At 67.5% G+C, this 14,012-nt stretch carries 12 protein-coding genes and 2 riboswitches; of the genes, 11 read left to right on the forward strand and 1 reads right to left on the reverse strand.

The window, feature by feature from the left end:
* Positions 1 to 129 precede the first annotated feature (129 nt).
* The 9 genes from add (at position 130) to AC0WR5_RS16800 (ending at position 9,785) form a co-directional block, all read left to right on the forward strand.
* Positions 130 to 1,131, forward strand: coding sequence for an adenosine deaminase (gene add, locus AC0WR5_RS16760; RefSeq protein WP_475864834.1), 1,002 nt, complete (start codon positions 130 to 132; stop codon positions 1,129 to 1,131).
* A 12-nt stretch (positions 1,132 to 1,143) separates the two neighbouring features.
* Positions 1,144 to 2,517: an NtaA/DmoA family FMN-dependent monooxygenase gene (locus tag AC0WR5_RS16765; RefSeq protein ID WP_475864837.1), complete on the forward strand. Its 1,374-nt coding sequence runs from the start codon at positions 1,144 to 1,146 to the stop codon at positions 2,515 to 2,517.
* The gene (locus AC0WR5_RS16770; RefSeq protein ID WP_475864839.1) at positions 2,508 to 3,023 is read left to right on the forward strand and encodes a flavin reductase family protein; all 516 of its coding nucleotides are present in this window, start codon (positions 2,508 to 2,510) and stop codon (positions 3,021 to 3,023) included. The genes AC0WR5_RS16765 and AC0WR5_RS16770 overlap by 10 nt, the downstream gene beginning before the upstream one ends.
* 78 nt (positions 3,024 to 3,101) lie before the next feature.
* The gene (gene mgrA, locus AC0WR5_RS16775) at positions 3,102 to 4,133 is read left to right on the forward strand and encodes an L-glyceraldehyde 3-phosphate reductase (protein WP_475864841.1); all 1,032 of its coding nucleotides are present in this window, start codon (positions 3,102 to 3,104) and stop codon (positions 4,131 to 4,133) included.
* Positions 4,134 to 4,230: 97 nt separating this feature from the next.
* A complete protein-coding gene (locus AC0WR5_RS16780; RefSeq protein ID WP_475864844.1) occupies positions 4,231 to 5,217 on the forward strand; it encodes an ABC transporter ATP-binding protein in 987 nt (328 codons plus the stop codon).
* A 1-nt stretch (position 5,218) separates the two neighbouring features.
* Positions 5,219 to 6,091, forward strand: a complete 873-nt coding sequence (locus AC0WR5_RS16785) for an ABC transporter permease (protein WP_475864845.1) — start codon at positions 5,219 to 5,221, stop codon at positions 6,089 to 6,091.
* On the forward strand, positions 6,088 to 6,879 hold the full coding sequence (locus AC0WR5_RS16790) for an ABC transporter permease (RefSeq protein ID WP_475864847.1): 792 nt from the start codon (positions 6,088 to 6,090) through the stop codon (positions 6,877 to 6,879). The genes AC0WR5_RS16785 and AC0WR5_RS16790 overlap by 4 nt, the downstream gene beginning before the upstream one ends.
* Positions 6,880 to 6,920: 41 nt before the next feature.
* Positions 6,921 to 7,970 (forward strand): extracellular solute-binding protein, encoded by a 1,050-nt coding sequence (locus AC0WR5_RS16795; RefSeq protein WP_475864849.1) that lies wholly within the window; start codon positions 6,921 to 6,923, stop codon positions 7,968 to 7,970.
* A gap of 351 nt (positions 7,971 to 8,321) precedes the next feature.
* Entirely contained in the window at positions 8,322 to 9,785 is a 1,464-nt protein-coding gene (locus AC0WR5_RS16800; RefSeq protein WP_475864851.1) for an MDR family MFS transporter, read from the forward strand.
* 63 nt (positions 9,786 to 9,848) lie between these two features.
* Here the strand turns inward: AC0WR5_RS16800 and bluB are convergent, their stop codons facing one another.
* Positions 9,849 to 10,586: a 5,6-dimethylbenzimidazole synthase gene (gene bluB, locus AC0WR5_RS16805; RefSeq protein ID WP_475864852.1), complete on the reverse strand. Its 738-nt coding sequence runs from the start codon at positions 10,584 to 10,586 to the stop codon at positions 9,849 to 9,851.
* A gap of 42 nt (positions 10,587 to 10,628) precedes the next feature.
* Positions 10,629 to 10,815: riboswitch (cobalamin riboswitch) on the reverse strand.
* A gap of 90 nt (positions 10,816 to 10,905) precedes the next feature.
* Positions 10,906 to 11,108: riboswitch (cobalamin riboswitch) on the forward strand.
* Between the two features lie 141 nt (positions 11,109 to 11,249).
* Between bluB and AC0WR5_RS16810 the strand changes: the two genes are divergently transcribed.
* Both AC0WR5_RS16810 and AC0WR5_RS16815 read left to right on the forward strand, forming a co-directional pair.
* Entirely contained in the window at positions 11,250 to 13,142 is a 1,893-nt protein-coding gene (locus AC0WR5_RS16810; RefSeq protein WP_475864853.1) for a TonB-dependent receptor plug domain-containing protein, read from the forward strand.
* The gene (locus AC0WR5_RS16815) at positions 13,136 to 14,002 is read left to right on the forward strand and encodes an ABC transporter substrate-binding protein (RefSeq protein WP_475864855.1); all 867 of its coding nucleotides are present in this window, start codon (positions 13,136 to 13,138) and stop codon (positions 14,000 to 14,002) included. The genes AC0WR5_RS16810 and AC0WR5_RS16815 overlap by 7 nt, the downstream gene beginning before the upstream one ends.
* Positions 14,003 to 14,012: the final 10 nt, after the last annotated feature.

Genomic DNA, 14,012 nt, shown 5'->3' on the forward strand with positions numbered 1-14,012 from the left:
AAGGGTTGCTTATGAGCTGTTTAGCAGAGAGTGCTTACGCGAGGCCATGCGGCAATCTAGTATCGGCGATAAATCAATACGGGAAATGCCGGTTTGGCCTGTTTCCCGGGCAGTGAAGCAGGAATTCGGATGTGTGAGCAGGACAAGGCTGGGCATGGCCGGGCGCTGAAGGCGCTGCCGAAGACTCACCTGCATTGCCATCTCGACGGGTCCTATCCGCTGGCCGCGGTGCGGGAGCTGGCGGCACGGCGCGGCCGGGTGTTCCACGTGCCGGAGGCCTTTCCGGACGTCTGGACGTTTTTCGACGCCTACGGCGAGGTGCCGAAGATGGTGGAGAGCCGCGAGGAGCTGGCCGGATTGTGCCGCGCGCTGGTGCACCAGGAGGCGGGCGAAGGGGTTCTGTACCTCGAGCCCGCGATCGAGCCGCAGCTCTATGCGCCGCGCCTGGGCAGCCTGGAGCAGGTGACGCGCACGATGATCGCGGCCTTCGACGAGGCGGCGCGGGACACGGGCGTGGAGGTCGGCGCGCTGCTGACCATCAATACCGACGAGAATTTCGAGATTGCCGGCGAGCTGGCGCGGATCGCGGCGACATACGCCGGGCGCGGCATCAACGGCCTGGGCACCGCAGGCTTCAACGAGCCGGGCGGGCTGATCCGCTATCGCCCCGCCGCCGAGGCGGCGCGCGCCGCGGGTCTGCCGGTGGTGAGCCACGCCGGCCAGACCGGCGGACCGGATTGCGTGGCCGAGGCGCTGGACGACCTGGGCGCGACGCGGATCTCGCACGGGTTCCGCGCCATCGAGAGCGAGGACATGGTCAAGCGGCTGGCCGATGACCAGATCTGCTGCGACGTCTGCCCGATCTCGAACCTGCGGCTGGGCGTGGCGCCCGACATCCGCCTGCACCCGGCCCCGAAGCTGCTGGCCGCGGGCGTACCCGTCACGCTGAACGCCGACGACAGCCTGTGGTTCGGCAAGACGGTGACCGATCAATTCGAGGTGGCCCGCCACATCTGGGGCATGGGTGACGCCGAGATCGCGGGCTTTGCCCGATCCGGCGCGCTGGCCACCGGCATGAGCATTGCCACGAGAGAACGACTGCTGCGCGACATCGCCGCGTGGCTGGAATAAGGACGACGACCCGTGAAACAGATCATCTTCGGCGCTTTCGAAATCAACCAGGTCAACCTGACCTCGCAGGGGCTCTGGGCCCATCCCGAGCAGAACACCTGGCGCTACAAGGAGCTGTCCTACTGGACCGAGCTGGCGCGACTGCTGGAAAGCGGCGGGTTCGATTTCCTCTTCCTGGCAGACAGTTACGGATACCCCGAGCTTGAGGGCGACGCGCCCGACGTGGTCTTTGAACAGGCCGTCGAGGTCCCCAAGAACGACCCGATGCTGCTGATCCCGGCGCTGGCCGCGGCCACCGAGCGGCTGAACTTCGTCGTGACCTCCTCGACCAGCTGCGAGCATCCATACGCCAACGCACGGCGTTTCGCGACGCTCGACCACCTGACCAGGGGGCGCATCGCCTGGAACGTGGTGACGACCTCGAGCGCGGTGGTCTCCAAGCTGTTCGGCACCACCCAGGTGCCCCATGACGCGCGCTATGACATGGCGCAGGAATTCATGGAGCTGAGCTACAAGCTGTTCGAGACCTCCTGGGAAGACGGCGCCGTCGTGGTGGACAAGGCCGCGCGCCTTTATGCCCATGCCGACCGGGTGCACCCGGTCGCCCACGAGGGCACGCATTTCCGCAGCCACGGCTATTTCAACTGCGAGCCCTCGCCCCAGCGCACCCCGGTGATCGTGCAGGCCGGCGCCTCCAAACGGGGCCGCATGTTCAGCTCGGGCAATGCCGAGGTGATCTTTGTCCAGGGCCGCAACACCGAGATGCTGGCCGAGCAGGTGGCCGACCTGCGCGCCCAGGCCGAGGCCAACGGGCGCGGCCGCGATGCCATCAAGGCGATCAGCGGGCTGTCGGTGATCACCGGCCCGAGCCGTGCGGCCGCCGAGGAGAAGCTGGAGGAATACCTGAGCTGGGTGAACCCCGAGGCGGCGGTGGCCTATTACTCGATGATGACGGGCATCGACCTGTCGAAGCTGGACCCCGAGGGCAGCTTCTCGGACGTCAAGACGGACGGCAGCCAGACCCAGGTGGAGCGCTACAAGGGCGTGGCGGTGGCCGATGCGGTAAAGGATTTCCTGCGCCGCGGCATGCGCGAGCTGATCCTGACGGGCACCGGCGCGGAGGTGGCCGAGCAGATCGCCGCAATCGTGCAGGAGACGGACCTCGATGGTTTCAACTATACTCCCTTTGTCAGCCCCGGCAGCTACGAGGACCTGATCGACAATGTCCTGCCCGAGCTGCGCCGCATGGGGCTGATGGGCGACCGCAGCGGCAATACCTTCCGCGAGCGGCTGTTCGGTGCGGGCGCACGGCTGCCCGAGAGCCATCCCGCGGGCCGTATCCGCGCGCTGGCAGAGCATGAAAGGAAGACCGAGGAATGCGCCTGAGCGAATCCAGCCTGCCGGTCTATGAAAATGACACCGCCGCCCTGCGCCGCATCATGGGCCGCTACCCCACCGGGGTGGTGGCGCTGATGGCCGACGCGGGCGAGGGACCGCTGGGCATGGTGGCCAGCAGCTTTACCGTCGGCGTCTCGCTCGAGCCGCCGCTGGTCAGCTGTGCGATCCGGCGCGAATCGCGCACCTGGGTCAAGCTGCGCACGGCCGAGCGCATCGGCGTGACGGTCCTTGCCGAGGACCAGGAGGCGGAGATGCGTCAGCTGGCCAGCCGGCCCGCCGAAGAGCGCTTCGAGGGGCTGGAGCTGCGCCATATCCGCAGCAGCGCGCGGTTCCTGGCCGGATCGCCGATCTGGTTCGAATGCACCCTGTTTGACGAAGTCGCCGCGGGCGATCATGACATCGCCCTGCTGAAGGTCGAGGCGGCCGGGGCCGAGGACGATGTGCATCCGCTGATCTTCTACGGTTCGGCGGCACGAAAGCTGCACGTGCCCTGAGGGGCGTCCGGACCACCCGACCGACACATCGCCCCCCGCGCGGGGGCCGTACGCAACAGAACTGAACGGAAATTTCCCATGACATCCGAGTATCTTGCGGCCGCCGGCCGGTACGACAAGGACATCTATCGCCGCACCGGGCGCAGCGGGCTGAAGCTGCCGCTGATCTCGCTGGGCCTGTGGCAGAACTTTGGCGACGACAAGCCGGTGGAGGTGCAGCGCGCCATCCTGCGCCGCGCCTTCGACGCCGGCATCACCCATTTCGACCTGGCCAACAACTATGGCCCGCCCTACGGCAGTGCCGAGGTGAATTTCGGCCGGATCCTGAACGAGGATTTCGCCGCCTACCGCGACGAAATGGTGATCTCGACCAAGGCGGGCTATGACATGTGGCCCGGCCCCTACGGCGAATGGGGTTCGCGCAAGTACGTGCTGGCGAGCCTCGACCAGTCGCTGAAACGGATGGGCGTCGATTACGTCGACATCTTCTATTCCCACCGCTTCGATCCCGAGACGCCGCTGGAAGAGACCATGGGCGCGCTGGACACGGCGGTGAAATCGGGCAAGGCGCTCTATGCCGGGATCTCGAGCTATTCGCCGGAGAAGACCCGCGAGGCGGTGGCGATCCTGAAGGAGATGGGCACGCCGATGCTGATCCATCAGCCGAGCTACTCGATGTTCAACCGCTGGATCGAGGGCGGGCTGACCGAGGCCTGCGAAGAGCTGGGCCTTGGCATCATCGCCTTCTCGCCGCTGGCGCAGGGGCTGCTGACGACGCGCTACCTGAACGGCATTCCCGAGGGCAGCCGCGGCGCCAAGGACGGATCGCTGCGCCCCGAGCACCTGAACGAGGGCACCTTCGAGCGCATCCGCGCGCTGACGGCCATTGCCGAGACGCGCGGCCAGACGCTGGCGCAGATGGCGCTGGCCTGGGTGCTGCGCAACCCGGTGGTGACCTCTGCCCTGATCGGCGCATCGAGTGTCGCGCAGCTGGAAGAGAACCTCAAGGCACTGGAAAACCTTGAGTTTTCCGAAGAGGAACTTGCCAAGATCGACACCCATGCCGAGGACCGGGGGATCAACCTCTGGGCCCGTTCGAGCGCCGAATGAGCGCCGAATGAGAGCCGTATAACCCGTGACGGGGCGGCCGTTTTGCCTGCGGCCGCCCCGCTTCAGCCGAATTTCCTTCGCGTTCCCCCGAGAGACCATGACCGATACCTCCTCCGATCACATCGTCAGCCTGAGCCGGATCACCCTGAGATACGGGGACGTAACGGCGTTGGACGACGTGCATTTCGCGATCCGCGCCGGGGAGTTCTTTACCCTGCTGGGCCCCTCCGGATGCGGCAAGACCAGCCTGCTGCGGCTGATCGGCGGCTTTCAGGACCCGACGCAGGGCTATGTGCACGTGGACGGCCGCGACGTGACGCGGGTGCCGCCGCAAAAGCGGCCGATCAACACCGTCTTCCAGAATTTCGCGCTGTTTCCGCATATGTCCGTGGCCGAGAACGTGGGCTTCGGCCTCGAGATGCTGCGCTGGAGCAAGGCGAAGCGCAGCGCCCGGGTGGCCGAGGTGCTGAAGCTGGTGGGCCTGAGCGATTTCGCCGACCGGCGGCCCGAGGCGCTCTCGGGCGGGCAGCAGCAGCGGGTGGCGCTGGCGCGCGGGCTGGCGCCGGAACCACGGGTGCTGCTGCTGGACGAGCCGATGTCGGCGCTGGACCTGAAGCTGCGCAAGGAGATGCAGGGCGAGCTGAAACGGCTGCACCGCGAGGCGGGGATCACCTTTGTGATGGTGACCCACGACCAGGAGGAGGCGCTGTCGCTCTCGGACCGGATCGCGGTGATGCAGGGCGGCCGGGTGCGCCAGATCGCCAGCCCGGAAGAATTGTACAAGCAGCCCGCCGACAGTTTCGTGGCCGATTTCATCGGCGAGGCCAACCTGATCCCCGGCGCGCTGCTGGGCCAGCAGGGCATCGTGATGGTGCGCCCCGAGAGCCTGCGGATCGGCGCCACCGGGCGGCTGCAGGGCACCGTGACAGAGCGCCGTTTCCTGGGCCGGGCGGTGGAGCTGACGGTGGCCTGCGAGGCGGGGCCGGACCTGCGCCTGACGCTGCCGGACGGGCCGATGCCCGCGCCCGGCGAGAGCACATGGGTGGACTGGGACGAAAGTGCCCAGCGCCTGCTGGAGCGCTGAGATGCGACGCGGTGGCACACTGATGATCCTGCCGGCGGTGGTGATCCTTGCGATCTTCATGCTGGTGCCGCTGGGCTATGGCCTGGTCTATTCCTTCATGACGGCGGGCACCTACGGGGGCGTGAAACCGCCCGCGACGCTGGATGCCTATATCGGCGTGATCTTCCAGCGCGACTGGGACGACAGCCTGTATTTCTCGCCCACCTACCTGATCATCATCGCGCGCTCGCTGGGCCTGGCCATCGCCACATCCGCGATCTGCGCGGTGCTGGGCGTGCCGCTGGCCTGGTTCATCGCCACGCGGCCGCGGGAATGGCGCACGCGGCTGCTGTTCCTGATCACCCTGCCCTTCTGGGTCAACAGCCTGATCCGCACCTATTGCTGGGTGCTGCTCCTGCGTGACCAGGGGCTGATCAACCAGGCCCTGATGGGCATGGGGATCACCGATCATCCGCTGGGCCTGATGTACAACAACGGCGCCATCCTGACCGGCCTCGTCTATAACTTCCTGCCTTTCATGGTGCTGCCGATCTATGCCGCGCTGGAGCGGGTGGACCCCCGGGTGATCGAGGCGAGCGAGGATCTCTATGCCTATCGCCCGCAGATCTATCGCCGGATCATCCTGCCGCTGGCCATGCCGGGAATCCGGGGCGGCACGCTGATGGTCCTGGCGCCCGCGATCGGCTTCTACCTGGTCCCAGACCTGCTCGGCGGCGGGCAGCACCTGATGGTGGGCAACCTGATCCAGCAGCAGTTCACCTCGGCTCGCAACTGGCCCATGGGCGCCGCACTCTCGACGCTGATCACCGCAGGCGTGCTGGCGGTGATGCTGGCCGGCGTGATCCGCCCGAAGAAGAAGGGAGCAAAGGCATGAGCGCCCGCCGCGATCCCACCCTGAGCGCCTATGCCGGGCTGATGATCCTCTTCCTCTATGCGCCGCTGCTGGTGCTGGTGGTCTACAGTTTCAACGGCGGCAACCTGGTGACCGTCTGGGACGGCTTCAGCGTGAAGTGGTTCGTCACCGTGGCGCAGAACGACGACATCCGCGCCGCCGCCGAGAACAGCCTGTTCGTGGCCAGCATTGCCACGGTGATCGCCACCACGGTGGCCGTGCTGGCGGCGCTCGGCCTTGAACGGATGGGGCGCCGCGGCGGCACCGCGGCCGGTGGCCTGATCTCGCTGCCGCTGCTGGTGCCCGAAATCGTCACCGCGGTCACGACGCTGGCCTTCTTTTCCAGCGTGAACCTGCGGCTGGGGCTGATGAACCTGGTAATCGCGCACACGGTCTTCTGCATTCCCTTCGCGATGATGCCGATCCGGGCGCGGCTGCGCGGCCTGGGCGACACCTGGGAGAACGCGGCGCGCGACCTCTATGCCCCGCCGCTAAAGATATTTGCCCGCGTCACCCTTCCGATGCTGGCCCCGGCGGTGATCAGCGGCGCGATCCTGTCTTTCGTCGTCTCGCTGGATGACTTCGTGCTGTCGCAGATGATCGGCGATGCCGGCACCACCACCCTGCCCGTCTATGTCTACGGCATGATCCGCCGGGGCATCACGCCCGAGGTCAATGCCGTCTCTACCATTCTGCTGGTCCTGTCGCTGCTGCTTGCAGGGCTGGGCCAGTGGCTGAACCGCCCCCGCAAAGAAGGCGCGGACGAATGAACAAGGCCAAGACCCAATTTCAACAGGAGATCCTCCCCAAGATGAAACGCCCGCTTACCCAACTCGCGCTTGCCGCGACCCTTATGACCTCGGCCCTGGCGCTGGGCAGTGCCGCGCAGGCCGACGAGGACAAGGAACTGACGATCTACAACTGGGCCGGCTATATCGCGCCCGAGCTGGTCGACAAGTTCGAGGCCGAGACCGGCATCGACGTGACGCTGGACACCTATGACAGCAACGAAACGCTGCTGGCCAAGCTGACCGCCGGCAGCGAAGGCTATGACATCGCCGTGGCCTCGGCCGACTTCCTGCCGATCATGATCGAGGAAAAGCTGATCCAGCCCATCGGCGCCACCGAGATGCCGAACTATGCCAACCTGGGCGATGACTGGAAGAACACCGACTGGGACCCGGGCAACAAGTATTCCGTGGTCTGGAACTGGGGCACCACCAGCGCCATGGTCGATACCGCGAAATACGATGGCCCGCTCGACAGCCTCTCGGTGATCTTCAACCCGCCGGCGGAGCTGCAGGGCGAGATCGGCATGTCCGGCTCGACCAGCGAAGTGGTGAACCTGGCCTGGGTCTACCTCGGCAAGGATCAGTGCAGCGACGATCCGGAGAGCCTTAAGGAACTGTCGGACCTGCTGATGGCGCAGAAGCCCTCCGTGAAGGTCTATGACGCCTCGGGCGTGGCCGAGCGGCTGGGCGCGGGCGAGCTGGCGGCCTCGCAGGCCTGGAGCGGCGCGGCCTATCAGGCGCGTCAGGAACGCCCCTCGCTGGAATACGTCTATCCGAAAGAAGGCGTCTATGGCTGGGCCGACAACGTGGTGATCCCCGCCACCGCGGCGCACCCCGAGAATGCCAAGGCCTTCATCAACTTCCTGATGGATCCCGAGAACGCGGCGATCCTCTCGGCCTATACCGGCAGCCCGAACGGCATGCCCGGCAGCCTCGACCATCTCGATCAGGCGATTGCCACGGCACCCGAGTTCACCCCGCCGGAGGGCACGGTGATCCACTTCGGCAAGCTCTGCTCCGAAGAGGCCACCCGCGCCTATGACCGGATCTGGTCGCGCGTGCGCGGCTGAGCGCCTGACAGGCATGTTTCGGAAGGGGCCCCTTGGGGCCCCTTTTTCGTTGCCGCACAGGGCCTTGGCGGCCCCCTGGCGCCGGGGAACGGCAGCCTGAGTCAGCAGAGAAGGGAAAAAAGTGAACGCGGGCTGGAAACCTGACATGAAAACGGCATAGTTCGATGTCATGTGGACCGCGCCCTTGCGCCCATCGCGCCGCCGCCCGGCTTGACTTGGCCGCAGTGATGGGCGAGGCACCGCCGGCTGGCGCCCCCGTTGCGGGCGCGCAGCCCCTTTCATACCCGCGTTCGTGCCGCACCGGTCTGCCGGTCCGAGGGGCGCCCTTCATACGACTGACGAGATACGAACATGCATAGTGAGCCCTTGTCCGCCGGTGGCGCGGAGCCCCCCATCGACCCGGAAACGGCGGCCCGCAACCGCCTCGTGATCGCGCTGCTGCTGGTCTCGGCCTTCACGGTGATCCTGAACGAGACGATCATGTCGGTGGCCCTGCCCCGGCTGATGCACGACCTGGGCGTGACCGCCAACGCGGCGCAATGGCTGACCACGGCCTTCCTGCTGACCATGGCGGTGGTGATCCCGATCACCGGGTTCCTGCTTCAGGTGCTGACGACCCGGACCGTCTTCCTGATGGCGATGGGGCTGTTCAGCACCGGCACGCTGATCTGTGCGCTGTCGCCGAGCCTGGGCCCGCTGATCGCGGGGCGGGTGGTGCAGGCCTGCGGCACGGCAATCATGATGCCGCTGCTGATGACCACGACGATGAACCTGGTGCCGCCGGCAAGCCGCGGCAAGACCATGGGCAACATCTCGATCGTGATCTCGGTGGCGCCGGCCATCGGGCCGACGATCTCGGGCATCATCCTGAACCTGCTCGACTGGCGCTGGATGTTCTGGCTGGTGCTGCCCATCGGCCTCGGCGCAATGGCGCTGGGCTATGCCAAGCTGCAGAACGTCACCACCCCGCGCAAGGTGCCGCTCGACGTGCTGTCGGTGCCGCTGTCGGCGGTGGGTTTCGGCGGGCTGGTCTATGGGCTGTCGACCATCGGCGAGGGCCATGGCGAGGGCGGCGCGATGCCGGTCTGGGTGCCGCTGCTGGTGGGCGCCGTTGTGCTGGTGATCTTCGTGCTGCGGCAGATCCGGCTTGCGCCGCAGGGGCGGGCGCTGCTCGACCTGCGTACCTTCCGGGTAAAGGTGTTCAGCGTCTCCGTCATCATGATGGGCTTCTGCATGATGTCGCTCTTCGGGATGATCATCCTGCTGCCGATCTACATGCAGAACGTCCTCGGCATGGAGCCGCTGACCGCGGGCCTCGTTCTGCTGCCGGGCGGGCTGCTGATGGGGCTGATGGCGCCCTTCGTGGGCCGCTGGTTCGACAAGGTGGGCGCGCGCAAGCTGGTGATCCCGGGTTCGATCTTCGTCTGTGCGGGGCTGTGGCTGATGTCGATGCTGGGCGTCAGCTCGGGCATGTGGCAGGTGCTGGGCTGTCACGTGATCCTGAGCATCGGCCTGGCGCTGCTGTTCACGCCGCTCTTCACCTCCTCGCTCGGCTCGCTGCCCAAGGAGCTCTATTCCTACGGCTCCGCCGTGATCGGCACGGTGCAGCAGGTGGCAGGCGCGGCGGGCATCGCGCTCTTCGTCTCGATCATGTCGATCCGCATCGGCACCGAGATGGCTACAGGCGCAGACCTGGTGAATGCCACCGCCGCCGGCGTGCAGGCGGGCTTCATGACCGGGGGGGCCATCGCGCTCTTCATGATCGCGGCCTCCTTCTTCGTGCGTCGCCCGCCGGACATGCAGAACGCCGGGTGACACCGCAAGAGACCACGGCCCCGCCCAACCGGCGGGGCCTTCTTTTTTTCGCGAGAGGGGCCCTCAGCCGGCCCAGCCCTCCTCCATGATCAGGCTGTCGAGGTCGAGCCGCTGGCGCCAGCCTTTCGCGGCCAGCTCGGGCTCGGACCAGAGCTCGGAGACATGGCCGAGGCAGAGATAGGCCACGATTTCCACGTGTTCCGGCACCCCCAGCAGGCCGCGCAGGTCCTCCGGACGGAAGATCGAGACCCAGCCGACGCCGATCCCCTCGGCCCGGGCGGCAAGCCAGAGGTTCTGCACCGCGCAGACGGTGGAATAGAGATCCATGTCGCGGTTGTGGGTGCGACCCAGCACGACCCGGCCGCCACGGGTGCGGTCGCAGGTGACGGCGATGTTGAGCGGCGCGCGGGTGATCCCCTCGAGCTTGAGCGCGCGGTAGGTCGCGGCGCGCTCGCCCTCGAACATCGCCGCGGCCTCCTCGTTGGCGGCGGCAAAGGCCGCCTGCACGGCGCGCCGCCGGGCGGCATCGCGGATCAGGATGAAGTTCCAGGGCTGCATGAAGCCCACCGAGGGCGCTGCATGGGCGGCCTGCAGCACCCGGCGCAGCACGGCCGGGTCGATGGGATCATCGGTGAACTCGTTGCGCACGTCGCGGCGCGCGCCGATGATGTCGTAGAGCGCCTGCCGCTCGGGATCGGAGAACTGCCGCGCCGGTGTCGGCCCTTGCCGAGCGGGATCGCGGCCTTCGGTTTCGGCATCGGAAAAGGGCGCGCCCGCGGGCGCGAGAGAGGAAAGGGGCATGCATGGCCTCCGCATCGGACAATGATGCGCGGGGTCCAGCCGCGCAACGGATGTCATCAGGCCGGTCTTCTGGCTTGGGATCACCCCGTCGGGACGTCTTCCCGGGCCATGGCCCAGTGACATCTGTCCGTCCGGTCCCCCTTACAGCGGCGGGCCCGCGCCGGATTTGCACCGGCTTCCCGATTCTCCACCGGATCGCCCCGGCGGCACCTGACCGGGCCAGAGTGCCGGTTGCGGCGGGCCGGATCAAGCGGCGATCGCGAACCGGGCCGCAGGGCCGGCCGCCGCGTCGGCAATTGACTCGGCCCCCGGCCCTGCGGCACAAGGGCCGCGCTTTGGTTCCGGAGCCTCTCCGGATGAAAAGGGAACGCGGTACGGCCATTTCCGGCCCATGCCGCGGCTGCCCCCGCAACTGTAAGCGGCGAGCGACGGCCGATGCGCCACTGGCCCCGAGAGGGCCGGGAAGGCAGGCCCGAGCCCCGACCCGCGAGCCAGGAGACCTGCCAGGGCGATCACCCATTTCCGGCGCGGGGCGTGCCCGGGAAGCGGAGCCTCCGCAGCGGTGACATTCACCCCCTGCGGAAAGCGCCCCCAGCCTTTCCCGCATTCCCTGATCCCGGGCCCCATGGCCCGACCGACCGGACAGCTCCGGAAAGGCACGACATGACACGCAAAACTTCGCTCCTGGCCAGCGCTTCGGCCACGGCCCTTGGCCTGTCGATGATCACCGCTCCTGCCCTGCGGGCCGAAGAGAGCGAGATCATCACCCTCGACCCGATCATCATCTCGGCCGGTCTGACGCCGCTCGCGGCCAGCGCCTATGGCCGCGCGGTGAGCGTGGTGACGGCAGAGGAGATCGAGGAGCGCGGCATCACCACGGTTCAGGAGGCCCTGCGCGCCCTGCCCGGCGTTTCCGTCAGCTCGGCCGGCGCCGCCAATACCCAGGTGCGCATCCGCGGCGGCGAGGCCAGCCACACGCTGATCCTGATCGACGGGGTGCAGGCCGAGGGCGGGTCGGGCGAATACGTGCTGACCGGGCTGAACACCGCCGACATCGAGCGCATCGAGGTGCTGCGCGGGCCGCAATCGGCCTTCTACGGCTCGAACGCCTCGACCGGGGTGATCAACATCATCACCCGCGAGGCGAAACCCGGCCTGCACTACGGCGGCGCGGTGGAGATCGGCGACGGCACCAGCGCCAGCGCCAACGTCAGCCAGCGGACCGAGAACGGCGGGCTGGCCCTGACGCTCTTTGACAGCAACGACCACGGCTATGACGTCTCTGGCAGCGGAGGCGAAAAGGATGCGATCCGCCGCAAGGGCTTTACCCTCAAGGGCGACTGGCAGGCCACGGCGGACCTTTCGTTCGGGGCCACGCTGCGCCGGGTCGAGAGCCACTACGACTGGGACAGCGAGAGCTATTCCGCGACCGATGCGGCGAGCTACGTGGTGGACGACACCGCGCCCCATACCGATCAGACCGAGACCACCGGCGCGCTCTGGGCGGATTACGAGATGCTCGACGGACGGGTGACGCAGCACCTGGAATACCAGGGCAGCGTGATCGAGAGCACGCCCTACAACAGCGACCGCACCCGCGGCGAGACCGACCGGCTGAAGTACCGCATGGGCATCTCGCTCGACGGCCAGCCGCTGGAATACGCCGCGCAGTCGCTGACCGTGATGGTGGAGGGCCGCGAGGATACCTCCTCGACCGCCGAGGGCGAGACCCGGCGCACCACCTCCTATGCCGCGGAATACCGGGGCGAGCTGATGGAGGGGCTGGAGCTGCAGGCCGGGGTGCGGCACGACGTGAACAATGCCTTTGCCGATGACACCAGCTGGAACATCGGCGCGAGCTACCAGCTCTCGGGCGGGCTGCGGCTGCATGCCTCGGGCGGCAAGGCGGTGGTGAACCCCTCGTTCTACGAGCTCTATGCGAATGACAGCTGGACCGTGGGCAACCCCGACCTGAGCCCCGAGATCAACCGCGGCTGGGACCTCGGGATCGAGGCGCAGATCCCGGCGCTGAACGGCGTGGTCGACCTGACCTATTTCAACGAGACGCTGAGCGACGAGATCACCTATGTCAGCGGCGCCGCCGGCGATGGCCGGGCGATGTACGAGAACGTCGAGGGCGACAGCCCGCGCCAGGGCCTCGAGCTCTCGGGCACGGTTAAGCCGCTGGACGGGCTGACGGTGAAGCTGGCCTATACCTACACCGATGCCGAGGGCCCCGACGGCGCCGTCGAGGTGCGCCGTCCCGAGCACGAATTCGGTCTCGACGTGGCACAGGAGATCCTTGGCGGGCGCGCCACGCTCAGCACCAGCATCCGCCACGTGGCCGGCAATTACGACGCCCAGTACTGGGGCGCCTACGAGACGGTGAAACTGCCCGATTACACGGTGGTGAACGTGGCGGCGCAATACCGGCTGAGCGAGGTGGTGACGCTGAACGCGCGCGTGGTGAACCTCTTTGACGAGGATTACTACGACGTCTGGGGCTATGCCGCGCGCGGCCGCACCGCCTATGTGGGGCTGGCCGCCCAGTGGTGAGCCTGCGGGGCATGGGGGCGCCCGCGCTGATCGCGGGGCTGATCGGGGGGCTGTTCGGAGGACTGTTCGGCCCCCCCCTCAGTGCGGCCGCCGATGCCCCCGCCGCGCCCGCTGCCCCCCGCCGGGTGGTGTCGATGAACCTCTGCACCGATCAGCTCGCCATGATGCTGGCCGCGCCGGGGCAGCTGATCTCGGTCTCCGACATCGCGCTCGATCCGCGCACCTCGGCGATGGTCGAGGAGGCGAGGCACTATCCGATAAACTATGGCCAGGCCGAGGAAATCTTTCTGATGAAGCCCGACCTCGTGCTGGCCGGCACCTATACCCGCCGCGCCTCGGTCGAGCTGCTGAAGCGGCTGGGCATCCCGGTGATCACCTTTGCCCCCGCCAGTTCCATGGCCGATGTCAGCGCCAACCTGCGCGCCATGGGCGAAGCGCTCGGGCGCGAGGCCGAGGCAGAGACCATGGCCGCGGATTTCGAGGCACGGCTTGCCGCCCTGCAGGAGGAACTGGCCACCCGGCCCAGCGCCGCGCTCTACTATGCCAACGGCTATTCCTCTGGCGATCATTCGCTGGCCGGGCAGATCCTGCAGGCCGCGGGCTTTGACAACATCAACGAGACGAGCGGCGTCATGCCGCTGGAGAGCCTCGTCATGGCAGAGCCCGATGCGGTGATCCGCGGCGGCGCCTATCCGGGCCATTCCCGCAGCGAGGAGATCCTGAGCCATCCGGCACTGAAGGCCATGCTCTCCGAGCGCCCCGCCGCGCCGCTGGCCGACAGCGACTGGGTCTGTGGCACACCGCAGGTGCTGAAAGCCGTTGAAAAACTGCGCGATCTGCGCGACGGGATGACGCCATGACCACCGCTGC

The organism is Pseudooceanicola sp. DL12 (assembly GCF_056270665.1).